This window comes from Nitratireductor sp. ZSWI3, assembly GCF_024655565.1.
Lineage (GTDB): Bacteria > Pseudomonadota > Alphaproteobacteria > Rhizobiales > Rhizobiaceae > Nitratireductor.
Window position 1 is genome coordinate 33147 of sequence record NZ_JANKOF010000009.1, and the last position, 24101, is coordinate 57247.

The following is a 24101-nucleotide window of genomic DNA, read 5'->3' on the forward strand; positions in this document are numbered from 1 at the left end:
GCCATGAGGCGCCCTTTCCGATGTGGTCTGCACGAAGCGGCTTAGAAGCCCATGCCGTCCATGCCGCCCATGCCGCCGCCCGGCATCGCCGGAGCCGCTTCCTTCTTCGGAAGCTCGGCGACCATGGCCTCGGTGGTGATGAGCAGGCCGGCGACCGAAGCGGCGTCCTGCAGAGCGGTGCGGACGACCTTCATCGGGTCGACGATGCCCATGCCGATCATGTCGCCATACTCACCCGTCTGGGCGTTGTAGCCGTAGGTGACTTCCTTGTTGTCGAGGATCTTGCCGACGACGACGGAAGCTTCCGCACCGGCGTTGGCCGAGATCTGACGGGCCGGAGCCTGGACGGCGCGGCGAACGATATTCACGCCGGCGTCCTGATCGGCGTTTTCGCCCTTGGCGGAGATCGCCTGCGAGGCACGCAGAAGCGCGGTGCCGCCGCCCGGAACGATGCCTTCCTCAACCGCGGCGCGGGTCGCGTTGAGCGCGTCGTCGACGCGGTCCTTGCGCTCCTTCACCTCGACTTCGGTCGAGCCGCCGACGCGGATCACCGCAACGCCGCCGGCGAGCTTGGCCAGGCGCTCCTGCAGCTTCTCGCGATCGTAGTCGGAAGAGGTCTCCTCGATCTGCTGCTTGATCTGGGCGACGCGGCCCTCGATCTCGGCCTTCTGGCCTGCACCGTCGACGATGGTGGTGTTCTCCTTGGAGATCGACACCTTCTTGGCGCGGCCCAGCATGTCGAGCGTGACGTTCTCAAGCTTGATGCCGAGATCTTCGGAGATGACCTGGCCGCCCGTCAGGATGGCGATGTCCTCGAGCATGGCCTTGCGGCGGTCGCCGAAGCCCGGAGCCTTGACGGCGGCGATCTTCAGGCCGCCGCGGAGCTTGTTGACGACCAGCGTGGCGAGTGCCTCGCCCTCGACGTCCTCGGCGATGATGAGCAGCGGACGCGACGATTGCACGACCGATTCCAGCACCGGCAGCATGGCCTGCAGGTTGGAGAGCTTCTTCTCGTGGAGCAGGATGTATGCGTCCTCGAGATCGGCGACCATCTTCTCGGGATTGGTGACGAAGTAGGGCGACAGGTAGCCGCGGTCGAACTGCATGCCCTCGACCACTTCCAGCTCGGTCTCGGCGGTCTTGGCTTCCTCGACGGTGATGACACCCTCGTTGCCGACCTTCTGCATCGCCTCGGCGATCATCTGGCCGATTTCCTTCTCGCCATTGGCGGAGATGGTGCCGACCTGGGCAACCTCGTCGGAGGTGTTGATCTTCTTGGCGGCCTTGGTCAGGTACGCGACGACTTCGTCGACGGCCTTGTCGATGCCGCGCTTCAGGTCCATCGGGTTCATGCCGGCGGCAACCGCCTTGGCGCCTTCCTGCACGATGGCCTGGGCGAGAACGGTCGCGGTCGTGGTGCCGTCGCCGGCGATGTCGTTTGTCTTCGACGCCACCTCGCGCACCATCTGCGCGCCCATGTTCTCGAACTTGTCCTCAAGCTCGATTTCCTTGGCGACGGTCACGCCGTCCTTGGTGATGCGCGGGGCCCCGAAGGACTTGTCGAGAACGACGTTGCGGCCCTTCGGGCCAAGCGTCACCTTCACCGCGTCGGCGAGGATGTTGACGCCGCGCAGCATACGCTCGCGCGCGTCACGGGAGAATTTTACTTCTTTTGCAGCCATGTTTCTCTAGCTCCTGAGCTTCACTGGGAAACTCTGTTACCGTTTCGATCTGGTGGCGATGATCAGCCGATGACGCCCATGATGTCGGATTCCTTCATGATCAGGAGATCCTCACCGTTGAGCTTCACTTCGGTGCCCGACCATTTGCCGAACAGCACGCGGTCGCCGGCCTTGACGTCCAGCGGGACAAGCTTGCCCGCCTCGTCGCGCGCACCGGAGCCAACGGCGATGATTTCGCCTTCCTGCGGCTTCTCCTTGGCGGTGTCGGGGATGATGATGCCACCTGCCGTCTTTTCCTCGGACTCGACCCGGCGTACGACCACACGGTCATGAAGCGGGCGAAAGTTCGTGTTGGCCATGTTCTGAACCCTTGATTCGGATGATGAATTAGGCTTTCTCTCCGTCCGGCGGATGCCGAACGTCCGTTAGCACTCTCGTGCGATGAGTGCTAACGCGGTTTGGAAATAGTAGCGGCGCCGGCTCGAGTCAAGTTTTCGTGAGGCGGGGAAAACGCATTTTTCGGGATGACCCGACGTTTCCCGCCGCGATGCCCGGCGAGGGCCGTCGATACCCCGTCACACGGGACGCCGGAACGTCTGGCGCAGCGTTTCGACCTCGGCGCGGCAGGCGCAGCCCTCGATGTGGTCGTTGACGAGACCCATGGCCTGCATGAAGGCGTAGATCGTCGTGGGGCCGACAAAGGACCAGCCGCGCTTCTTGAGATCCTTGGAGATGCGGGTGGAGATTTCCGTCTTCGGGTTGGCGACGAGCGTCGCGTAATCGACCAGGTCCGGGCGCTCGTGCGGTTGCGGTTCCTGCCGCCAGAAGTAGCGGGCGAGCGAACCTTCCTTCTCGCACAGCTCGATGGCGCGCCGGGCGTTGTTGATGGTCGAGCGGATCTTGCCGCCATGGCGGACGATGCCGGGATTGCCGAGCAGCCGGTCCACGTCCTGCTCGGTGAAGCGGGCGACGCGCTCGAAATCGAAGCCTTCGAAGGCCTCGCGGAAATTCTCCCGCTTGCGCAGGATGGTGAGCCAGGAAAGTCCGGACTGAAAGCCTTCCAGGCAGAGCTTTTCGAACAGGCGGTGATCGTCGGTGACGGGGCGGCCCCATTCATGATCGTGATAGGCCAGATAGTCGGGCAAGTCGCCCGGCCAGAAGCAGCGCGTCGTGCCGTCCGCCCCGGTGATCAGCCCCGTCCTTTTTTCACCCATGCTGTTGCAATCCCTTGGTTAATGGGCACCTAGCCCGTTTTAGCGATGTGTTCACCAGCTTTTTGAACCCGGCGGTAACCACACCAAATGGTTTTCGCGAATCATCGCATTTTATGAAAGCGGATTCACCATTCCGTTGCCGGTCTTCGGCAGCATCCTGACACGGAACGGGTTCAATCAGCCTGTTCCGGCCCTGGCCACCCGCTTCCCGACAAGGAGCAGGCGGCGGGGCTTCGAGGTGACCAACAAGAGAGTAGGGTCTCATGAAGTCGATGTTGTATGCCGCCGGCACGATTGCCGCGCTGCTGATCTCCTGGGGGGCGAATGCCCAGGACCGCTACGTGGAGCCGCCGCCGGTTCTCGTCAGTCCTGACCTGTCCGCCCCATGGGTGATGCAGCTGCGCTCGGCGCCGGTCCGCGCGCGGCAGCATCGCGACGCGCAGGCCGACGTGCAGGCCCGTGAGTATCGTACCTATCGGCAGGCTCAGGGCACGGCCGCCCGCGCGCCCGCCGCGTCGGATTACAGGGCTGGCCGCCGCGCCATGCCGGCGCCGCAGCCGGCCGATCCGCAACCGGTCGCCTACAATGCGTCGCCGAGCGATCGCTCGTGGAGCATGAGCGATCCGAAATGGCTGCCGCAGGTGGTCGAATACGGCGGCCCGCACGCGCCGGGCACGATCGTCGTTGACACGAAGCAGCGTTTCCTCTTCCTCGTCCTGGAGGGAGGCAAGGCGCAACGCTACGGCGTCGGCGTCGGCAAGGAAGGGTTCGGCTGGACCGGCACGGAGAAGATCTCGCAGAAGCGCGAATGGCCAGACTGGCGCCCGCCGGCCGAGATGATCGCGCGCGAGAAGGCCAAGGGCCGCGTCCTGCCGGCGCATATGAAGGGCGGTCCCGCCAATCCGCTCGGCGCGCGCGCGCTCTATCTCGGCTCGACGCTCTACCGCATCCACGGCACCAACGCGCCATGGACGATCGGGCGTGCGGTGTCCTCCGGCTGCATCCGCATGCGCAACGAGGACGTGACCGATCTCTACAACCGCGTTCCGGTCGGCACCAAGGTGGTGGTGATCTGACCGGTCAAGCTACAGCGCCGTGCGTCCGTTCGGACGCACAAAGGACGCTGTAAGTCCTTGAACCTGCGCATCGTGCTTGCTGAAAATCGATTCCGATTTTTGGGCCGATGCGCGAGGATGCCCGGCGCGGGGACCGCCGGGTCGATGGAGAAGGGCGGCGTCGGGGGCGCCGCCTTTCTTCTTTGTCGGGATAGCCGCGCCTCACCTTACCCGGCAGCGGCCATCTCCTGCGCCGCCGCCGCGGGTGCCTTGGCGACACCCTTTGGCCGCGGCCCGCCATAGGCCCAGTCGAGAAGCTCGATCGTGTGCACGATGGGCGTTGCCGTGCCGGTGCCGATCTGCGTCATGCAGCCGATGTTGCCAGTGGCGATCACCGCGGCTCCCGTCGCCTCGATGTTCTTGACCTTGCGGTCGCGCAGTCTCGCCGCGATCTGCGGCTGCAGGATGTTGTAGGTGCCGGCCGATCCGCAGCACAGATGCCCCTCGCGTGGCTCGCGCACGTCGAAGCCGGCCTGCCTGAGAAGTGCGCGCGGCTCGCGCGTGATCTTCTGCCCGTGCTGCATGGAGCAGGCCGAATGATAGGCGACGGTGAGGCCAGGTGCGATCCGCGGCGCCGGCAGGTCGAGCGCCGAAAGATATTCGGTGACGTCCCTGGCGAGCGCTGCGACCCGCGCCGCTTTGTCGGCATAGGCGGGATCGAGCCGCAACATGTGGCCATAATCCTTCACCGTCGTCCCGCAGCCGGAGGCGGTGATGACGATGGCGTCGAGGCCTCCCGTCTCGATCTCTCGGATCCAGGCATCGACGTTGCGCCGGGCGGCGGCGAGCGCTTCCGCTTCGCGTCCCATATGATGCACCAGCGCTCCGCAGCAACCCTCGCCGGCGGGATTCTCGACCACCTCGATCCCAAGCCGGGCAAGAAGGCGCGCCGTCGCGGCGTTGATGCCGGGATCGAGCACGGATTGGGCGCAGCCCGCAAGCAGCGCGACGCGCCCACGTTTCCCGTTCCCGAGAGGTGCCGCAGCCACGGGTCCGGCCTGGGGAACCGTTGCTGGCGCGAGGTCGAGCATCGCCGCGACGGGCGCAAGGCCCGGAAGCTTGCGCAAGAGTGCCGCGAAGGGCCGCCCGAAACGGGCGAGCCGCAGCGCCGCGCGGAAGCGTTTCGGGTAGGGCAGGACCGCCGCCAGCAGGGCGCGCGTGAGGCGGTCGGCTAGCGGACGGCGATAGGTCTTTTCGATATGCGCGCGGGCATGGTCGACCAGATGCATGTAATCGACACCCGACGGGCAGGTGGTCATGCAGGCGAGGCACGACAGGCAGCGGTCGATATGCGTGACGATCTCGCGATCGGCCGGCCGGCCGTTCTCCAGCATATCCTTGATGAGGTAGATGCGCCCGCGCGGGCTGTCGAGCTCGTTGCCGAGCGTCACATAGGTCGGGCAGGTCGCCGTGCAGAAGCCGCAGTGCACGCATTTGCGCAGGATCGCCTCGGATTCCGCCACATGCGGGTCGGCGAGCTGTTCGGGCGTGAAACTGGTCTGCACGGGGGCTCCTTCTCTATATGATCCAGCTTTCGGGGTTCTTGATGGGTTCGCTGCGGCCCACCTGCTGCAGGCCGATGATGCAGCGCACGATCACCCAGATGGCGACGGCGAGCATCAGAAGGAAGCCGATGCCGATGAACATCAGCAGCACCGAGACCAGCGCGTAGAGGATGCCGATCCAGAAGGTGCGGATCGCCCAGGTGTAGTGGGTCTCCACCCAGCCGCCGACCTTGCCGCGATTCATATAGGCGATGATGATGCCGACCAGGGCCGAGATGCCGATGACGAAGCTGACGAGATAGAGGATGTAGATCACCTGGACGTTGGTCGGGCCCGGGTCGAGCCAGCCGTCGGTCTTGCGGCCTTCGGTCGGTTGCGGATCCATGTCGCTCATGACGTTGCCTCCTGGTTTTCCGGCACAATCTAGCACGGGCTCAGGCGAATGCCATGCGGCCGGGATTGAGCACGCCCTTCGGGTCGAACTGCTCCTTGAGGCGGGCGGAGAGGGCGGCGAGCGGGGCCGGCTGTGGCTCGAAGACCGGTGTTGCGGCGCGGGTTGCGAGCGGCGCCCGCACCAGCGTGGCAAAGCCGCCACCGAAATGGGTGATCAGCTCACGCAGGATCTCGGCTTCCGGATCCGCCTCCATGCGCAGCCAGACGAGGCCGCCCTGCCAGTCGTAGAAGGCGTTGGCGCCGGCCGCGCGGCGGAAGGCGTCGACCATGAGGTGCCCCTGCGACGGCGGCATCGAGACGCGCCAGACCGGCGCCGGCGAGCCGTCGGCGAAAGGCTTGCAGTCGCGGATCTCGCGCCACAGCCGGCGCGAGACGGCCTCGTCCAGCGTCTCGGCGGCGCCGAACGGCTTCAGGAGCCGGGTGAGGAGGTCGATTCGGTAGGCGACGGACGGGCCGAATCCCTCGACGCGCAGCACGGTGCGTGCACCGCCGGCAAGGCCGCCGTCGATGAAGCGGCCGGCAACGCCCTCCGGCAGGTGGGCAGCGCCCGAGACTTCCGCGCTGGAGCCCATCGCCGCCGCCATCGCGGCGCTGGCCTGCGCGTCGTCGAGGCCGGTGACGAGGAAGCTCGTCTCTGTTTCGGCCGCCGGCAGCACCTTGAACGTCACATCGGTGGCGACGGCGAGCGTCCCCCAGGAGCCGGCGAGCCCCTTGGAAAGGTCGTAGCCGGTCACGTTCTTCACCACGCGTCCGCCGGATTTGAAGGTCTCGCCGCGCCCCGAGACGGCATGGACGCCGAGGATATGATCACGGGCCGCGCCCGCCTTGATGCGCCGCGGGCCGGAGAGGTTGGCGGCGAGCAGCCCACCGATCGTGCCGCGCCCGGCTTCCCCATCGAGCAGCGGGCCGTAATCCATCGGCTCGAAGGCGAGTTCCTGATTGTGTTCCCTGAGCGCCGCCTCGATTTCGGCGACCGGCGTGCCCGCGCGGGCGGAAAGCACCAGCTCCTCCGGCTCATAGAGCGTGATGCCGGAGAGCTTCGACAGGTCCAGCCGATGCCTCGCCTCGACCGGCTGCCCGATGCCGCGCTTGGTGCCATGGCCGACGATCTCGAGCGACGTCTCCTCGGCGACCGCCCAGCGGACGGCCTCGAGCACCTGAGCGGCGGTGGCGGGGGCGAGGATGGTCATGAAAACTCGCTGGCGTGCAGGGCGGGCATGCCCGTCGTCTGGAGGCGTGCGACTGCCTTGCGATCGAACGAAACGAATGTTTCGCCACCCATCGAGGTCCCCGCGGCGGCGATCACGCCATCGGCAAAATCGCCTCCTGCATCGAGCATGCGCAGACCGGCTGCAACTGTGGCTGCATCGGCAATCACATTCGCCCGGTCCATGATCATGCGAACGGAGGTGGCTATCTCGCCGCGAGGCAGGCGATAAACCCGGCTTAGGACCCAGACGAATTCGCAGAGACACGGCAAGCAGACGGCGACTGCTTCGGCGCCTTCAAGGATCGAAAGGGCCGTCCGCGCCTGAGCCTCGTCATCACGGACGACAACACGCACCAGCAGATTCGTGTCTGCCGTGATATTCATTTCTGGCCAGCCCAACCCTTGGCAATCGCCTCGTTCATCTCCTCGATGGTGGCCACCTTGTCGGTTTTGCCGGCGAGAATCCCATAAACGTCTTTCCAACTACCTTTTGGTCTGGCCGCCCGAACCGTCAGTTGCCCATCCGGCAAGGATTCGACCTCGATCTTCTGCCCCGGTTTCACGCCGAGATGCTGGAGCAGTTCCTTCTTCAATGTCACCTGCCCCTTGGCCGTTACTGTAAGCGTCGTCATCGGTTCGGTTCCTGTGTATTGCTCCAAAGTAAGGCAACATTGCCTTACTTTCAATCTCAGAACCGCTCCAGTTCCGGGAACGGCATCTGGCCGCGATGGATGTGCATGCGGCCGAGCTCGGCGCAGCGATGGAGCTGCGGGAAGACCTTGCCGGGATTGAGCAGGTGGTGCGGGTCGAAGGCGCATTTTACGCGGATCTGCTGGTTCAGATCGTCTTCCGAAAACATCTCCGGCATCAGGTCGCGTTTTTCGACGCCGACGCCGTGCTCGCCCGTCAACACGCCGCCGACCTCGACGCAGAGCCGCAGGATGTCGGCGCCGAAGGCTTCCGCGTTCTCCAATTCGCCCGGCTTGTTGGCGTCGTAGAGGATGAGCGGATGCAGGTTGCCGTCGCCGGCATGGAAGACGTTGGCGACCCGCAGGCCGTATTTCTCCGACAGGGCGCGCATGCCGGCGAGCACCCGCGGCAGTTCCTTGCGCGGAATCGTGCCGTCCATACAGTAATAATCGGGCGAGATGCGGCCGACGGCCGGGAAGGCGGCCTTGCGCCCGGCCCAGAAGACCGCACGCTCCTCGTCGGAGGTGGAGGCGCGGCTGGTGGTGGCGCCATTCTTGCGGGCGATCGCCTCGACCCGGCCGATCAGATGATCGACCTCAGCCTGCGGACCGTCCAGCTCGACGATCAGCAGCGCTTCCACGTCGAGCGGGTAACCGGCATGGACGAAATCCTCGGCGGCGCGGATCGCCGGCCCGTCCATCATCTCCATGCCGCCGGGGATGATGCCGGCGCCGATGATCTCCGCCACGCACTGGCCGGCTTCCTCGCTGGAGGGAAAGCCGATGAGCAGCGCACGGGCGGTCTCAGGCTTCTGCAGGATGCGCACCGTCACCTCTGTGACGACACCGAGCAGACCCTCCGAGCCGGTCATCAGGCCGAGCAGGTCATAACCTTCCGCATCGAGATGCTTGCCACCGAGCCGCACCACGTCGCCGTTCATCAGCACCATCTCGATGCCGAGCACATTGTTGGCGGTCAGGCCGTATTTCAGGCAATGCACCCCACCGGAATTCTCCGCCACGTTGCCGCCGATGGAGCAGGCGATCTGCGAGGAAGGGTCCGGCGCATAGTAGAAGCCTTCCTGCTCCACCGCGTGCGTGATGCCGAGATTGGTGACGCCCGGCTGGGCGACCACCGCGCGGTTCGGATAGTCGATGTTGAGAATGCGGTTGAAGCGGCTCATGACGAGGAGCACCGCATCCTCGAGCGGCAGGGCGCCGCCGGACAGCGATGTGCCCGAGCCGCGCGGCACCACGCGGATGTTGCGCTCATGGCAGTATTTGAGGATGCGCGCGACCTGCGCGGTGGTCTCCGGCAGCACGACGACGAGCGGCAACTGGCGATAGGCCGTCAGCCCGTCGCTCTCGAAGGCGCGCATCTCGTGCTCCGTCTCCACCACGCCCTCGCCGGGCACGATGATGCGCATATCGGCGACGATATCGGCACGCTTGTGCAAGGTAGCGGCATTGGCCTTCGGCATTGCAGGGCCGGACATGCATGTTCCTCCACTGGTCCAATCTATTTACCAGTGCGTCTCCAGTCCTGCAAATGCTGCGCCGAAGCGCCGCCTGCGTCAATCCGCCTCGGGTGTCGCCCCGCCCCTCATCCGCCTGCCGGCACCTTCTCCCCGCAAACGGGGAGAAGGAGGATGGCCGCAATGTTGTGCCTCAACCTCTATGCCCCCTTCTCCCCGTTTGCGGGGAGAAGGTGAGGATGAGGGGCAGCGCCGGCGCACAACATCACTCCCCAGCATCCTCGCGTGCGTGGCCGCGGCGGATGCGGCGCACGAGAAGCCAGACGCCGAGCACCGCGGCAGGCACCGCTGCGGCGGTGATCGTCTCGGCCGAAAGCCCGGGCAGGGTGTGGCCGGCCCCTTTGGCAACGTAGCCGACAAGCCCCACCACATAGTAGGAGATGGCGGCGACGGACAGCCCCTCGACGGTCTGCTGCAGGCGCAGCTGCAGCTTGGCGCGCCGGTTCATGGAGGCGAGCAGGTCGCGGTTCTGCCGCTCCACCTCGACATCCACCCAACTCCTGAGCAGGTTGGCGGCGCGAGTGAGCTTACGCGACAGGTTGGCCTGCCGCTCCTCGACCGACCGGCAGGTGCGCATGGCCGGCTCGACGCGCCGCTGCAGGAAGGCCGCCCAGGTCTCGTAGCCCGAGACGGGAGCCTCGTTCAGCGTGTCGAGACGCTCCTCGACGATGCCGTGATAGGCTCGGCTCGCGCCGAAGCGGTAGAGACTGGCGGCGGCATCGGCCTCCAGCTCGGCGGCAAGCTCGGTGAGCTGCGAGAGCAGGTCATGGCTGTCATGCTTCTCGCGCTGGCGCATCTGCGCCGTCAAGAGGGCGAGGCGGTCTTCCATGCGCCTGAGGCGCGGCGACAGCGACTGCGCCAGCGGCAGGCCGAGCATGGCCAGCGTCCGGTAGGTCTCGATGTCGATCAGGCGCTGCGACAGCGCTCCGATGCGCGCCGGGCTGAGGCCGTCTTCCAGGATCAGGATACGCGTCAGGCCGTCGCCGTCCTGGCGGAAATCGGTGGCGACGGTGGCGCGGCCGCCTTCGACGACCGAATAGCCGAGGCTCGTCGGATCGAAGGCCTCGATCAGCTTTTCGGCCGCCGCCGACCGCTTTCTGATCTCCACCCGCGTTCCCGATATGGCGGTGCCGGGCGGGCTGAAGGCATTGCCGAAGGGCGATTCCTCGAGCGGCTTTCCGTTGCGCGGCGAAATCGGGCAATCCCATTGATAGCTGGAGAATTCCGTGTGGCGCTCCCAGCGCAGCGTACCCTTGCCCCATTTCATCGCGTGGTGGCGGGCGTTGGCGTCCGGCGGCGCGACGCCGAGCCGGCGCGACAGATCGGCAAGGACCGCATGGTCGACCGCCGAGCCGCCCTCGGTCATGAAGGAAAGCTGGATGATGAGACGCGGCGTCTCGAGCAGCGGGTGCGGGCGCGCATGCACCTCGCCCAGCGCGCCGGCGCGGCCCTCATGCGCCGGAAAGCCGAGCACGCTGCCGGTGACCAGCGTCTCGAGCGGCATCGCCTCCGCTTCTGCTTCTTTCACGATTGTAAAAGGTTTCACGGTCTCTTGGCCCATTGCGCCTTGCCGTCTGCATCACGATAGCCCCGCCGCAAGTATGCTATCGCAACGACGAAAGGCGCAACGTGCCCCTTTCGCTGCTGCCGCGCTTTCTTTATTGGACAAAGAAATTGACCAGTTCCGCGCGGCAGCGCTATCCTGCGCGCCAAGAACAGTCCTTCACGCCGCCAAAGACGGCAACGGCCGGTGAAAACAGTCTTTTCCAGGATCGAGCATGCACGCACCGCCGACGGCGTCGTCCGGCAGATCGAGACGCTGATCCTGGAAGGCGTGCTGCGCGACGGCGACCGGCTGCCGGGCGAGCGTGAGCTGGCGCGCCAGCTCGACGTGTCGCGGCCGATCCTGCGCGATGCCCTGAAGGCGCTGGAGGAGCGCGGCCTGATCCTGACGCGCCATGGCGGAGGCACCTATGTCGCCGACGTGATCGGCCAGGTCTTTTCGTCGCCGGTTAGCGCGCTGATCGCCTCGCACCGCAAGGCGACTGCGGATTATCTGGAGTATCGGCGCGAGATCGAGGCGATCGCCGCCGATTTTGCGGCGCGCCGCGCGACGCCGGAGGATCTGGTGTTGCTGCGGGCGATCATGGAGCGCATGGACGCCGCGCACGCCGCGCAGGATTTCGAGGCGGAGGCGGCAAGCGACATCGAGTTCCACAACGCGATCGTCGAATGCGCCCACAACATCGTTCTCCTGCACACGCTGCGCGCCTGCTATCGGCTGCTTTCGGACGGAGTGTTCCTCAACCGCACGCGCATCTATGCGATGCCCGATGCACGCAACACGCTGCTCGCGCAGCACCGCGCGATCCACAACGCCATCGTCGCAGGCGATCCCGCGGCGGCACGGGCGGCTGCGGTCGCCCATATCGACTTCGTCGAGAAGGCCACTTTCGACGCCGAGCGCACGGGCGACTGGCAGCGCATCTCCCGCCTGCGCCTCAACCAGCGCGGCGGCGCGGAGGCGGCCGAGCCATGATCGAGCGCCCGACCTCGATCGAGCCATGAGGAAGCGCTGCGAGGCGCTGCACCAAACCAGCCAGCGAAAGATGAACTGTTGAAAGAAGACACCAAGAAAACACCACGCGTCGGCCTTTTCGTCACCTGTCTGGTGGATCTGTTCCGGCCGACCGTCGGCTTTGCTGCCGTCAAGCTGATGGAGGAGGCCGGCTGCACGGTCGAGGTGCCGATGGCGCAGACCTGCTGCGGCCAGCCGGCCTACAATTCCGGCGACCGCGAGGACGCGGCGGCCATTGCCCGCCAGACGATCGAGGCCTTCGAGGAATACGACTATGTGGTCGCGCCCTCCGGCTCCTGCGCCGGCATGCTGAAGAAGCATTATCCCTCGCTTTTGAAGGCCACGTCGTGGGAAGAGCGCGCCGACGCCTTTTCCGGCAAGGTGCACGAGCTGATGAGCTTCCTGGTCGACGTGCTCGGCGTGACCTCGGTTCACGCCCGCCACGAGGGCAGCGTGACCTATCACGATTCATGCTCGGGCCTCAGGGAGCTGAACGTCCAGAAGCAGCCGCGCCAGCTTCTGGCGACGGTCGAGGGGCTGGAGCTGAAGGAGATGCCGAATGCCGATGTGTGCTGCGGCTTCGGCGGCACCTTCTGCGTCAAGTATCCCGACATCTCCAACAAGATCGTCGAGGAGAAGACGGCAAGCATCGCGGCATCGGGTGCCGAGACGCTGCTGGCCGGCGACCTTGGCTGTCTGATGAACATGGCCGGCAAGCTGCACCGGCAGGGAAGCGGCATCAAGGTGCGGCATGTGGCCGAGGTTCTGGCCGGGATGGACGATGCGCCGGCGATCGGCGGAGGAGGGCGCTGATGGAGGTCGAATCCCCGAAATTCAAGGAAAAGGCACGCCGGGCAATTGCCGACGAGCAGTTGCAGCGCGCCATGGGCAAGGCCAGGATCGGCTTCGTCGGCAAGCGCAAGAAGGCGGTGGAGGCGCTGCCGGAATTCGAGGAACTGCGCTCCTCGGCCCGGGCCATCAAGGACCACACGCTGGCTCACCTCGATCTTTACCTGGAAGCCTATGAGCGCAAGGTGATCGCCTCGGGCGGCCAGGTGCACTGGGCCGAGACCGCCGAGGATGCGCGCCGCGCCGTGCTCGCCATCTGCCGCGCCGCGGGCGCCCGCACCGTGACCAAGGGCAAGTCCATGATCACCGAGGAGATCGCGCTCAACGATTTCCTGGAAGAAGAGGGCATCCAGCCGGTCGAGACGGATCTCGGCGAGTACATCATCCAGTTGCGCGGCGAGCATCCGAGCCACATCATCGGCCCGGCGCTGCACCTCAACAAGGAGCAGGTGGAGGAGGATTTCCGCCGCGTGCACACCGCGCTGCCGGCAGGCCGCGACCTGTCGCAGCCCGAATCGCTGCTCGGCGAGGCGCGCGAGATCCTGCGGCCGCAATATTTCGCCGCCGATGTGGGCATCACCGGCGCCAATTTCCTGATCGCCGAGACGGGCACCTCGATCATCGTCACCAACGAGGGCAACGGCGACCTGACGCAGACCCTGCCGCGCGTGCACATCGTCGTCGCCTCGATCGAGAAGATCGTTCCGACGCTGGAGGATGCAAGCCAGCTCCTGCGCGTGCTCGCCCGCTCGGCGACCGGCCAGGACATGAGCGTCTATACGACCCTGTCCACCGGCCCGCGCCGGCCCGGCGATCCCGACGGGCCGGAGGAATACCATGTCATCCTGCTCGACAACGGCCGTTCCTCGATGCTCGGCACCGAGTTTCACGAGATGCTGCGCTGCATCCGCTGCGGCGCCTGCATGAACCACTGCCCCGTCTACCACGCGGTCGGCGGCCATGCCTATGGCTGGGTCTATCCGGGCCCGATGGGGGCGGTGCTGACGCCATCGCTGGTCGGCGTCGACAAGGCCGGGCATCTGCCCAACGCGTCGACCTTCTGCGGCCGCTGCGAATCGGTCTGCCCGATGCAGATTCCCCTGCCGCGCATGATGCGCCATTGGCGCGAGCGCGAGTTCGAGCGTGGGCTGAACCCGGCGACGCAGCGCTTCGGCCTCGGCTTATGGGCCTTTTTCGCCCGGCGGCCGCGGCTTTACCGCCTGGCGACCGCGCTGACGATCCCGGTCCTTGCGGGGCTGGCCGGCAGCCGGGGGCGCTTCCGCTCGCTGCCGCTCGCCGGCGGCTGGACGAGGCATCGCGACCTGCCGGCGCCGGAGACGCGCACCTTCATGCAGCAATGGCGCGACCGCGAAACCCGCAAACAGGAAAGGAGCGCCGCATGAGCGCGCGCGAAGCCATTCTCGGCAAGCTCAGGGGCGCCGTCGGCGGCGCCGGCGACCAGACGCGCCGCGAGGCGGTGGAAAAGCGCCTTGGCAAGCCGCCGCGCGGCCTGATCCCGGCCCGCGGGCAGGTGGAGGGCGAGGAGCGCCTCGCCCTGTTCTGCCGCATGGCCGAAGCCGTGGTGGCGACGGTCGAGCGGGTGGGAAGCGCTGACGACGTGCCGGGGGCGGTGACGCACTATCTGCGCTCAAAGAACCTCGCCCCCTCGGTGCGCATGGGCGACGACCGGCGCCTGAAGCGCATGGACTGGGCGGCGCAGAAGTCGCTGGAGGTCAAGCATGGCCGCGCCCACCGCGAGGACGAGGTCGGCGTCAGCCACGCCTTCGCCGGCGTGGCCGAAACAGGCACGGTGGCGCTGCTGTCGGGCAAGGAAAATCCGACGACGGTCAATTTCCTGCCGGATCATCACATTATCGTCGTCAACGCAAAGGACATCGCCGGCGATCTGGAAACGGTGATCTCCCGCATGAGGCGCAAATTCGGCAAGGGCGAGATGCCACGGCTCCTGAACCTGATCACCGGTCCGTCGCGTTCCGGCGATATCGAGCAGACCATGCTCCTGGGCGCGCACGGACCGCGGGCGCTGCACCTGATCGTGGTCGACGGGTGACGAATGGGCGCTGGGGTCTCCTATAGAGAGGCTTCGACGCCCGACGGCATGCGCCTCTACGCGATCGGCGACGTCCATGGCCGGCACGACCTGATGGCCGCGCTGCATGCGCGGATCATGGAGGAGATCCTGCACGACCGGCCGGCCGATTGGCGCGTCATCTATCTGGGCGACTATGTGGACCGGGGCATGGCCTCGAGCGGCGTGGTCGAGCATCTCGCCAACCTGCGCGAGCGCGACCCGCGCGTCGTCGCGCTCGCCGGCAATCACGACGTCGGCTTTCTCGAGTTCCTGTCGAATCCCGATCCGTTCGGCCTGTTCGCCACCAATGGCGGCTTCGAGACGGCGCTGTCCTACGGGGTGGAGATCGACTTCACCTCGCGCGCGGCGATGGTGCCGGGATATCAGGCGCTGGTGAAGGCGGTGCCGCAGCACCACAAGGCCTTCCTGGCCACGCTGCCCTTCTCGACGAGCTTCGGCGACTTCTTCTTCTGCCATGCGGGCATCCGCCCTGGCGTGCCGCTGGACGAGCAGACGGCGGACGATCTGATCTGGATTCGCCGGGAGTTCCACGCCTTCGACGGCCTGCACCCGAAGCTGGTGGTGCACGGCCACACGCCGGTGCGCGCGGCGCAGATCCTGCCCAACCGGGTCAATCTCGACACGGGCGCCTGGCAAACCGGCCGGCTGACGGCGTTGAAGCTTGAAGGAACGGATAAGGAACTGATCGAGGCGGCGGTCTGAGAAACCGCCTGACGGCTACTCGATCGCTGCGGTGATGCCGTACCCGTCGACCGGATGGTGGTCGCCGACGGCGCCGGCGGAGAGAAGCCTGGCCCCGACGAGGGTGAACGCAGACACCATGATCAGGAACAGCAATGTTGCGCGCGCGACGGTCATCCGGCAGCGGTCCTCTCGGTTTCAGGTAATGTTCGGCCCTGGTCCCCACCAGTGCCGGAGCGCTATAAGCACAATCGGCCTACAGTTAAAGAAGATTATTCTCGAATACCCTTATTAATTGTGACTGTTGCAAAATGGCGAGCGGGATGAGGAAAAGTGCGAAGCGGTTTTCCGCCCGCATCCCGCTCTGTTTTTTTGGACTCGATCGCGATTATGGTTCTGGATTGATTCAATCCAGAACCATCGCGATCTAGGATGACCGGGATGCCGCTCCAGAACAGGGTCGATCCGTTCGGTGAAATCCGCGCCGTCGAGGCCCGCGGGCTCTTCACGGGCAATCGCGGGGTCCTGCACGATCCCGACACCAAAACGCTTCTCAAGCGCCGCTGGACGACGAAGGCATGGATCGTCTGCGAATGCGCCTTCAAGGGGCGGCGGCGCAGCGTGATGGGCCGCAACGCGCCCTCAGGCGGGGCCGGCTGGACCGAGCTTTTTTTTCTCGACGAGGTGACGGCACTCGCCGCTGGGCACCGGCCGTGCTTCTATTGCCGCCGCGCCGCGGCAACCGATTTCATGGCGCGATTCGCCGCCGCCGCAGGCCTTGCATCGCCGAAGGTCGCCGTACTGGATGCGCGCCTGCATGGCGAGCGATGCGCCTCGGGTGGCCGCCCCCGCGCCATCGGCCGGGACGACCTGGAGACCCTGCCGGACGGGGCGATGGTGGCGGCCGGCGCGAGCGCCTTTGCTCTGCGCGATGGCGAGGCGCGCGCCTGGAGCTTTTCAGGCTATGGAAAGGGACAGCCCCAGGACCATTTGCCGGAGACGCTCGTGCTTCTGACGCCGCCGACGATCCTCGGGGTCCTGCGGGCCGGCTACCGTCCCGTCTGGCACGGGAGCGCCTGACGTCAGGAGAATTTGCGTCGCGCGTCGAGGGCCAGCCCCGAGCCAACGCTGCCCAGAAGGTCGCCGGCGACGATGCGGGCATCCGGCAAGAGGCCGGCGACGGTTTGCTGCAGGAGCGGGATCGAGCTCGATCCGCCGGTGAGGAATACGGTGTCGATGGCGCCGGCGCCGACGCCGGCCATCGCCAGGAGCCTGGAGACCGCCTGCGCAAGACGGTGCATGGCCTCGCCGATCACCGCGTCGAAGGCCGTGCGCGTCACGGCGACGTCGGCCCCGTCGATGAAGCGGGCAAGCCGGATCCGCGTTTCCGCCTCGCCGGTGAGCGCGATCTTCGCTTCCTCGACGGCGAGCGCCAGCGAATGGCCGCGCCGTTCCTCGACCACCCGGATCAGCCGGTCGACGAGATCGCGCCGCGCGGCCTCGTAGCGGATCTGCCGAAGCTCGCTCATGACCTCGCGCGAATACAGCGCGTTGATGCGGTGCCAGGTGGCGAGATCATTGAAATGGCGCTTCGGCAGCAGCCGCTTTCCGTCGGCGGTGGAGGAGCCGAGTCCCAGATGCGGCATCACCTCGGCGATGCTCAGGAGGCGGTCGAAATCGGTGCCGCCGATGTGGACGCCGCCATTGGCCAGAATGTCGTCCTGCCGGTCGGCCTTGCGGGCGCGCTCGGGCGCGACGCGGACGATGGAGAAGTCGGATGTGCCGCCGCCGATGTCGACGATCAGCACCAGCTCCTCGCCGGCGGCCGTCCGTTCGTAATCGAGCGCCGCGGCGATCGGCTCGAACTGAAAGGCGACATGGCGGAAGCCCTGCGCACGGGCGATCTGCTCGAGCATTGCTTCAGCCTCGGCATCGGCTGCATCGTCCTCGTCGACGAAGCGCACCGGCCGGCCGAAGACGGCCTGATCGGCCCTTGTGCCCGCCTCCGCTTCGAGCTTCCCGCGCAGATGGCCGATGAAATGGCCGAGGATATCGGCGAAGGTCATGAAGCGGGTGCGGATGCGCGTCTTCTCATGCATCAGGGAGGAGCCCAGAATGCTCTTCAGCGAGCGCATGAGGCGGCCTTCCTCCCCCTCCACATAGGCATCGATCGCCGCACGGCCGAACCGGACCCGATCGTCGTCGAAACCGAAGAACAGGGCGCTGGGCAGCGTCACCCGATCCCCCTCGAGCGGCAGCAGGCGAGCCTCTTCGGCGTTGCTCACGCCGACCGTGGAGTTGGACGTCCCGAAGTCGATTCCGCAATAGAGAGGGCTCATGGCGCGTGTCCGATCCGTTCGATTGAGGCGACCGGCCAGGGCGCGAAGATGGGCGCGGGTTCCCGTGTGGGAGCCTTGAGCGTCCGGCCAGATGAGTGAAACGAGCCGGTGCGTATAAGCGGCTGAGGCGCAGCCCGCAAGGCGGAAGGCGGACAGAGGGCGAAAAATGCCGGCTGCCGCACGCCTCTTGACGCCCGCCCGACGATCCACCATCAGTCCGCCATGCGCGCGAACTACAAATTGCAACGGCTCTTCATCGATGCCGATCTCTTCGCCGGCGGGCTGGTCGACACCACTCGCGAGCAAGCCCATTACCTGATCAACGTGCTGCGCCTGCGCGAGGGCGCCGAGGTGCTTGTCTTCAACGGTCGCGACGGCGAGTGGCATGCCGAGCTTGCCGAGGCGGGCCGCAAGGTCGCGCGCCTGCGCCTGAAGAGACAGGCGCGCCCACAGACCCCGTTGCCCGACCTCGTCTATTGTTTCGCGCCGCTGAAGAAGGGGCGGCTCGACTATCTCGTGCAGAAGGCGGTGGAGATGGGCGCCGGCGTCCTCCAGCCCGTCGTCACGCAGCACACGCAGGTCGCCCGGCCTGGCACCGAGCGCCTTGCGGCGAACGTGATGGAGGCCGCCGAGCAGTGCGGCATTTTGGCCCTGCCCGAGCTTCGCGAGCCGGTCAAGCTGGACCGGCTTCTGGCAGGATGGGAGCCCGACCGCCGCCTGATCTTCTGCGACGAGGCTGCGGCCGCCGACAATCCGATCGCAGCGCTTTCGGCCGTCGAGGAAAGAAAGCTGGCACTGCTGGTGGGGCCGGAGGGTGGGTTTTCCGACGCGGAACGGGCGCAATTGCGGGCTTTGCCCTTCGTCACGGCCATACCGCTCGGGCCGCGCATCCTGCGCGCCGACACGGCGGCCGTTGCGGCCCTGGCCGTCATCCAGGCGACCATCGGAGATTGGTTATAGGCCCATCGTCAAGAGAAGTTGACGCTGCGGTCAGCAGTTTTTACTTGAAGCGGATTGTCAGCATGGTCCATCAGTCGCGATGACTGATTGGCAGGAGAACCATCATGGCCCGTGACACCACCGACAGCCGGCCGATCGAGCGGGTCGAAGACCTCGTCGAGGACATCGCCAAGGGCTGCAAGCCCAGGGAAAAATGGCGCATCGGCACCGAGCACGAGAAATTCCCTTTCTACGTCGACGGCAACCGCCCGGTTCCCTATGAGGGCGAGCGCGGCATCCGCGCCATTCTCGAAGGGATGCAGCGCATCCTCGGCTGGGATCCGATCGAGGATGCGGGAAACATCATCGGCCTCGTCGAGCCGACGGGGCAGGGGGCGATCTCCCTCGAGCCGGGCGGCCAGTTCGAGCTTTCGGGCGCGCCGCTGGAGACGCTGCACCAGACCTGCCGGGAGGGCAACGCGCATCTGGCGCAACTGCGCGAAATCGCCGAGCCGCTCGGCATCCGCTTTCTCGGCCTCGGCGGCAGCCCGAAATGGACGCTGGCCGAAACGCCGGTCATGCCGAAATCGCGCTACCAGATCATGACGGCCTACATGCCGAAGGTCGGCAGCCACGGCCTCGACATGATGTACCGCACCTGCACCATCCAGGTGAATCTCGACTTCTCTTCGGAAGCCGACATGCGCCGCAAGATGCAGGTCGCGCAGCGCCTGCAGCCGCTGTCGACGGCCCTGTTCGCCAATTCGCCCTTCACCGAGGGGCGTCTCAACGGCTTCCAGTCGTGGCGCGGCGAGATCTGGCGCGACACCGACAACCAGCGCGCCGGTTTGCTGCCATTCGTCTTCTCGCCGCGCTTCGGCTTCGCCGATTATGTGGAGTGGGCCCTCGACGTGCCGATGTATTTCGTCATTCGCGACGGGCGCTATTACGACTGCACGCATGTCACCTTCCGCCAGTTCATGGCCGGCGCGTTGAAGGATGAGGTGCCGGACGGCTGGCCGACCATCGGCGACTGGTCGAACCATTTGTCGACGGTGTTCCCGGATGTGCGGCTCAAGCGTTTCCTGGAAATGCGCGGCGCCGATGGCGGCCCGTGGCGGCGCATCTGCGCGCTGCCGGCCTTCTGGGTCGGCCTGCTTTATGACGACGTGGCGCTGGATGCGGTGGAGGAATTGACGGCGGACTGGTCGTTCGAGGAAGTGCAGCAGATGCGCGATGCGGTGCCGGGCGAAGGGCTGTCGGCGCTTTTCCGCAATCACAAGCTGTTCGAGATGGCGCGCGAGGTGCTGGCGATCTCACGGACCGGCCTGACGAACCGCCGGCGCGTCAACGCGGAAGGCTATGACGAAGCGAGCTTCCTGAGCCCGCTCGACGAGATCGTCGCGCGCGGCACCACCAGCGCTGAGGAACTGACCAACGCTTTCAACACGCGCTGGGGCGGGTCCATCGAGCCGGTGTTCCTGGAGCAGGCTTATTGAGGTGATCTCCGCACGCCGGCGTTTCCACCTGGCTGCAAAATGCTCTATCGTCGGTGCCGACGGGCGACAACGTTCCAATGCGTGAGAGGAGAGAGCCATGCTTCCCTTGTTCGAAATGCTCAACAGTGCCGGGCAGGGCCAGGGGGTCGAGCAGCTGGCGCGGCAGTTCGGCCTCTCGCAGCGCCAGGCGCAGGAGGCGATGGAGGCGCTGCTGCCGGCCTTCAGCCAGGGGCTGAAGCGCAACGCGTCGGATCCCTACGGCACCGGAAATTTCCTCGGCGCGTTGGCCTCCGGCCAGCATGCCCGCTATTTCGAGGATGCCGCCAAGGCCTTTACACCCGAGGGCATGGCTGAAGGCAACGGCATTCTCGGCCACCTGTTCGGCTCCAAGGACGTGAGCCGGGCCGTGGCGAGCCATGCGGCGCAGGCGACGGGCCTCGGAGAAGACGTTCTGAAACAGATGCTGCCGGCGCTTGCCTCGATGATCATGGGTGGGCTTTTCAAGCAGTCGACGGGGCAGATGCAGGCGGCGAGCCGCCAGCAGGCGCAGGCCGGCGGCGGCATGCTCGGTGAGCTGATGGAGCAGATGATGCGCCAGATGGGCGGGCAGGGCACGCAGCCAACCGGCCGCAATCCTTCGGGGCGCAATCCTTCGGGCATGAGCCCGTCCGACAACCCGCTGGGGCAGATCCTGGAGGGCATGTTCGGTGGCGGTGCCGGCGGCACCGCCTCGCGCGGCCCTGCTTCCGGCGGGCGCCCTGGCGCCCAGGCCGACAATCCGCTCGGCCAGATCTTCGATGAGTTTCTGCGCAATGCGCAAGGGGCAGGCCGCGGCGAGCCGCAGCAAAGGGCACCCGAGCCGGAGCCGCGCGTGAACCCGAGCGGCCGGCCGCGCAACCCCTATGACGATCTGTTCGGCCAGATGTTCGAGACCGGCCGCAAGACGCGCGACGACTACGAGCGTGGCGTGGAGAATATTTTCGAGCAGTTCCGCCAGGGGATGGAACGGCACCGCTAGGCTGCGCCCCGAGCCTGTCGGAACGGGCTCCGATGGCACAGGCCCGCGCCCGGCGCGACAAAGCGCCCGCCGGCGGCGCGGTTTGATTGACTTTTCGGCTCCCTCTCCCTATAAGCCCGGCCACGCTTGGGTCTTGGCCCGGCGGCGCGTTGTCGCGCCCTCGGCCAGGCTCTGAAAGCAAAGCTCCTGTTCATAGAAACAGAATGAACTCCTGTTCATAGAAACAGAACGAAGAAGGGCCGCACTCCGCGGTGTTAAAATAAATGAAGCGCACTTATCAGCCCTCGAAAATCGTCCGCAAGCGCCGGCACGGCTTCCGTGCCCGCATGGCCACCACCGGCGGCCGCCGCGTGATCGCCGCCCGCCGCGCCCGCGGTCGCAAGCGGCTCTCCGCCTAAGCGTCGGAGGCGAGGCCGGAAACATGGCGGACCGGCCAGCCCTGCAGCAACCGGCGCGCCTCAAGAAGCGCGCCGATTTCCTGGCTGTCCGCCGCGGTGAAAAGCGGCGTGGACAGCTTTTCCTGCTGGAAGTGCTGGATCGGGGCGACGAGGACGCGCCGCGGCTCGGCATCACGGTCACCAAGAAGGTGGGCAACGCGGTGGTCAGAAACCGCATCCGCCGCCGCCTGAAAGAAGCCTGCCGCACCCATGCAGCCCATGACATGGCGGCTGGCAAGGACTATGTGATTGTGGCGCGGCGCTCGGTGCTCGATGCGCCGTTCGCCTCCCTGAAAGACGAGCTTTCCCGCCGCATCGGAGAAGCCGGTGGAAGGCGTGGAAGGGGCTAAGGACCTTGATGGACAACAACCGCAATTTTCTCATCACGATCGCGCTGTCTGTGCTGATCCTGACCGTTTGGCAGGTCTTCTACATGAACCCGCGCATCGAGGAGCAACGCGAGGCAAGCCGGATCGAGGCCGAACAGGCCGCCCAGTCCACGTCCGGCGCCGGCAGCGCCGGTGGTGAGCAGGCCGACATCCCGACGCCCGGCGCTTCCTCGGGCGGTGCGACCGTTCCCGGCGGTCAGCCGACGGCGCCGACCCCCCAGAACCGCGCCGCGGCTCTCGCCAGCGCCGAGCGCGTCAAGATCGACACGCCGCGGCTGGCCGGCTCCATCAACCTGACGGGCGCGCGCCTCGACGACCTGCTCCTCAAGGATTACCGGGTGACGGTGAAGAAGGATTCGCCGAACATCCAGCTTCTCAACCCCTCGGCCCTGCCGGACGGCTATTACGTCGAGACCGGCTATGTGGGCGATGCGGCCGCTGGCCCGTTGCCGGGCCCCGACACGCAGTGGAGCCTGGCCGAAGGCGAGGCGCTGACGCCCTCGACCCCGATCACCCTGACCTTCACCAACGACAAGGGCCTGACCTTCAAGCGCCGGATCGCCGTCGACGAGAACTACATGTTCACCGTCTCCGACACGGTCGAGAACGCCTCGGGCGCACCGGTGGCGCTGCGCAGCTACGGCCGCACCACGCGCATCGGCACGCCGCAGACTTCGGGCATCTACATCCTGCATGAGGGCCTGCTCGGCGTGACGGGCGAGGAAGGCTTGCAGGAGATCAAATACTCCAATCTCGAGGAGGAAAAGCGCATCACGCCCGGCAAGTCGTCGGACGGCTGGCTCGGCATCACCGACAAATACTGGGCCGTGACGCTGGTGCCGCAGGCGGGACGCGAATTCCAGCCGCGCTACAGCTATTCGGGCGAGGGCGCGCCGCGTTATCAGGCCGACTTCCTGACCGACGAACTGACCGTGGCGCCGGGCGCCTCGGCCAGCACCGAGACGATGATCTTCGCCGGCGCCAAGGAAGTCGCCCGCATCAACGAGTACGAGAAGGACCGCGGCATACGCCAGTTCGACCTGCTGATCGACTGGGGCTGGTTCTATTTCATCACCAAGCCGATGTTCTACCTGATCGACTGGCTCTACAAGCTGCTCGGCAATTTCGGCCTGGCGATCCTCGCCACCACCGTCGTCGTCAAGCTCATCTTCTTCCCGCTCGCCAACAAGTCCTACAAATCCATGGCGAACATGAAGAAGGTGCAGCCGGCCATGCTGGAAATCCGCGAGAAATACGCGGACGACAAGATGAAGCAGCAGCAGGCGATGATGGAGCTCTACAAGAAGGAGAAGATCAACCCGATCGCCGGCTGCTGGCCGATCCTGATCCAGATCCCGGTCTTCTTCGCGCTCTACAAGGTGCTGTATGTGACCATCGAAATGCGGCATGCGCCGTTCTTCGGCTGGATCCAGGACCTCTCCGCGCCGGATCCGACATCGGTCTTCAACCTGTTCGGCCTGCTGCCCTTCGCGGTGCCGGCGTTCCTGCTGATCGGCGTGTGGCCGCTCGTCATGGGCATCACCATGTTCCTGCAGATGCGCATGAACCCGACGCCGCCCGACCCGACCCAGGCGATGATCTTCAACTGGATGCCGGTGGTCTTCACCTTCATGCTGGCCGGGTTCCCGGCAGGCCTCGTCATCTACTGGGCCTGGAACAACTTCCTGTCGATCGTCCAGCAGGGCGTGATCATGAAGCGCCAGGGCGCCAAGATCGAGCTGTGGGACAATCTGATCGGTCTGTTCAAGAAGAAGCCGAAACCGGCGGAATAGACGTTCCGACTGAAGAAGAGCCCGCCCAGTGCGGGCTTTTCCTTTGTTGGAGCGACAGATGCG

Annotated in this window: 25 protein-coding genes; 13 read left to right on the top strand and 12 right to left on the bottom strand. The window is 66.1% G+C overall.

The annotated features are described in order from the left end of the window. Positions 1-41: 41 nt before the first annotated feature. The 3 genes from groL to NUU27_RS05245 all read right to left on the bottom strand — a co-directional run bounded on the left by groL (position 42) and on the right by NUU27_RS05245 (position 2896). The gene (gene groL, locus NUU27_RS05235) at positions 42-1682 is read right to left on the bottom strand and encodes a chaperonin GroEL (RefSeq protein WP_257761020.1); all 1641 of its coding nucleotides are present in this window, start codon (positions 1680-1682) and stop codon (positions 42-44) included. A gap of 62 nt (positions 1683-1744) precedes the next feature. After that, entirely contained in the window at positions 1745-2041 is a 297-nt protein-coding gene (gene groES, locus NUU27_RS05240) for a co-chaperone GroES (protein WP_257761021.1), read from the bottom strand. A 216-nt stretch (positions 2042-2257) separates the two neighbouring features. After that, positions 2258-2896, bottom strand: coding sequence for a DNA-3-methyladenine glycosylase I (locus NUU27_RS05245; protein ID WP_257761022.1), 639 nt, complete (start codon positions 2894-2896; stop codon positions 2258-2260). A gap of 263 nt (positions 2897-3159) precedes the next feature. Between NUU27_RS05245 and NUU27_RS05250 the strand changes: the two genes are divergently transcribed. Beyond that, complete coding sequence (locus NUU27_RS05250) at positions 3160-3972, top strand: L,D-transpeptidase (RefSeq protein WP_257761023.1); 813 nt, start codon at positions 3160-3162, stop codon at positions 3970-3972. A gap of 206 nt (positions 3973-4178) precedes the next feature. Here NUU27_RS05250 and glcF read toward each other — a convergent pair whose 3' ends face one another. The 7 genes from glcF to NUU27_RS05285 all read right to left on the bottom strand — a co-directional run bounded on the left by glcF (position 4179) and on the right by NUU27_RS05285 (position 10907). After that, positions 4179-5516 (bottom strand): glycolate oxidase subunit GlcF, encoded by a 1338-nt coding sequence (gene glcF / locus NUU27_RS05255; RefSeq protein ID WP_257761024.1) that lies wholly within the window; start codon positions 5514-5516, stop codon positions 4179-4181. Between the two features lie 13 nt (positions 5517-5529). Next, positions 5530-5910, bottom strand: coding sequence for a hypothetical protein (locus NUU27_RS05260; protein ID WP_257761025.1), 381 nt, complete (start codon positions 5908-5910; stop codon positions 5530-5532). A gap of 40 nt (positions 5911-5950) precedes the next feature. Further along, positions 5951-7159 carry a glycolate oxidase subunit GlcE gene (glcE, locus tag NUU27_RS05265; RefSeq protein WP_257761026.1) on the bottom strand — a complete coding sequence of 403 codons (1209 nt, stop codon included), beginning with the start codon at positions 7157-7159 and terminating at the stop codon, positions 5951-5953. Then, entirely contained in the window at positions 7156-7563 is a 408-nt protein-coding gene (locus tag NUU27_RS05270; protein ID WP_257761027.1) for a type II toxin-antitoxin system VapC family toxin, read from the bottom strand. Before NUU27_RS05270 ends, glcE begins: the two co-directional genes overlap by 4 nt. Next, positions 7560-7811 carry an AbrB/MazE/SpoVT family DNA-binding domain-containing protein gene (locus tag NUU27_RS05275; RefSeq protein ID WP_257761028.1) on the bottom strand — a complete coding sequence of 84 codons (252 nt, stop codon included), beginning with the start codon at positions 7809-7811 and terminating at the stop codon, positions 7560-7562. Before NUU27_RS05275 ends, NUU27_RS05270 begins: the two co-directional genes overlap by 4 nt. A gap of 56 nt (positions 7812-7867) precedes the next feature. Beyond that, complete coding sequence (locus NUU27_RS05280; protein WP_257761029.1) at positions 7868-9364, bottom strand: FAD-linked oxidase C-terminal domain-containing protein; 1497 nt, start codon at positions 9362-9364, stop codon at positions 7868-7870. Between the two features lie 244 nt (positions 9365-9608). After that, positions 9609-10907: a DUF3422 family protein gene (locus NUU27_RS05285; protein ID WP_257761074.1), complete on the bottom strand. Its 1299-nt coding sequence runs from the start codon at positions 10905-10907 to the stop codon at positions 9609-9611. 246 nt (positions 10908-11153) lie between these two features. Between NUU27_RS05285 and NUU27_RS05290 the strand changes: the two genes are divergently transcribed. The 5 genes from NUU27_RS05290 (at position 11154) to NUU27_RS05310 (ending at position 15645) form a co-directional block, all read left to right on the top strand. Next, the gene (locus NUU27_RS05290; protein WP_257761030.1) at positions 11154-11942 is read left to right on the top strand and encodes an FCD domain-containing protein; all 789 of its coding nucleotides are present in this window, start codon (positions 11154-11156) and stop codon (positions 11940-11942) included. Between the two features lie 78 nt (positions 11943-12020). Further along, positions 12021-12794, top strand: coding sequence for a (Fe-S)-binding protein (locus NUU27_RS05295; RefSeq protein WP_257761031.1), 774 nt, complete (start codon positions 12021-12023; stop codon positions 12792-12794). Continuing rightward, positions 12794-14233, top strand: a complete 1440-nt coding sequence (locus NUU27_RS05300) for a LutB/LldF family L-lactate oxidation iron-sulfur protein (protein ID WP_257761032.1) — start codon at positions 12794-12796, stop codon at positions 14231-14233. Before NUU27_RS05295 ends, NUU27_RS05300 begins: the two co-directional genes overlap by 1 nt. Beyond that, positions 14230-14901: a lactate utilization protein gene (locus NUU27_RS05305; protein WP_257761033.1), complete on the top strand. Its 672-nt coding sequence runs from the start codon at positions 14230-14232 to the stop codon at positions 14899-14901. The genes NUU27_RS05300 and NUU27_RS05305 overlap by 4 nt, the downstream gene beginning before the upstream one ends. A 3-nt stretch (positions 14902-14904) precedes the next feature. After that, positions 14905-15645 (top strand): metallophosphoesterase, encoded by a 741-nt coding sequence (locus tag NUU27_RS05310; protein ID WP_257761034.1) that lies wholly within the window; start codon positions 14905-14907, stop codon positions 15643-15645. Positions 15646-15660: 15 nt separating this feature from the next. On the opposite strand, the gene NUU27_RS05315 is transcribed toward NUU27_RS05310, so the two are convergent. Then, positions 15661-15801: a hypothetical protein gene (locus NUU27_RS05315; protein ID WP_257761035.1), complete on the bottom strand. Its 141-nt coding sequence runs from the start codon at positions 15799-15801 to the stop codon at positions 15661-15663. Positions 15802-16065: 264 nt separating this feature from the next. Between NUU27_RS05315 and NUU27_RS05320 the strand changes: the two genes are divergently transcribed. Beyond that, complete coding sequence (locus NUU27_RS05320; protein ID WP_257761036.1) at positions 16066-16704, top strand: hypothetical protein; 639 nt, start codon at positions 16066-16068, stop codon at positions 16702-16704. 2 nt (positions 16705-16706) lie between these two features. On the opposite strand, the gene NUU27_RS05325 is transcribed toward NUU27_RS05320, so the two are convergent. Beyond that, positions 16707-17963, bottom strand: coding sequence for an Hsp70 family protein (locus tag NUU27_RS05325; RefSeq protein ID WP_257761037.1), 1257 nt, complete (start codon positions 17961-17963; stop codon positions 16707-16709). Between the two features lie 222 nt (positions 17964-18185). Between NUU27_RS05325 and NUU27_RS05330 the strand changes: the two genes are divergently transcribed. The 6 genes from NUU27_RS05330 to yidC all read left to right on the top strand — a co-directional run bounded on the left by NUU27_RS05330 (position 18186) and on the right by yidC (position 24038). After that, on the top strand, positions 18186-18923 hold the full coding sequence (locus NUU27_RS05330) for a 16S rRNA (uracil(1498)-N(3))-methyltransferase (RefSeq protein ID WP_257761038.1): 738 nt from the start codon (positions 18186-18188) through the stop codon (positions 18921-18923). Between the two features lie 104 nt (positions 18924-19027). Next, on the top strand, positions 19028-20401 hold the full coding sequence (locus NUU27_RS05335) for a glutamate--cysteine ligase (protein WP_257761039.1): 1374 nt from the start codon (positions 19028-19030) through the stop codon (positions 20399-20401). Positions 20402-20498: 97 nt separating this feature from the next. Beyond that, complete coding sequence (locus NUU27_RS05340) at positions 20499-21419, top strand: DUF937 domain-containing protein (protein WP_257761040.1); 921 nt, start codon at positions 20499-20501, stop codon at positions 21417-21419. 263 nt (positions 21420-21682) lie between these two features. After that, positions 21683-21817, top strand: a complete 135-nt coding sequence (rpmH, locus tag NUU27_RS05345; RefSeq protein ID WP_257761041.1) for a 50S ribosomal protein L34 — start codon at positions 21683-21685, stop codon at positions 21815-21817. A gap of 23 nt (positions 21818-21840) precedes the next feature. After that, the gene (gene rnpA / locus NUU27_RS05350) at positions 21841-22206 is read left to right on the top strand and encodes a ribonuclease P protein component (RefSeq protein ID WP_257761042.1); all 366 of its coding nucleotides are present in this window, start codon (positions 21841-21843) and stop codon (positions 22204-22206) included. A gap of 8 nt (positions 22207-22214) precedes the next feature. Continuing rightward, on the top strand, positions 22215-24038 hold the full coding sequence (gene yidC, locus NUU27_RS05355; protein WP_257761043.1) for a membrane protein insertase YidC: 1824 nt from the start codon (positions 22215-22217) through the stop codon (positions 24036-24038). Positions 24039-24101: the final 63 nt, after the last annotated feature.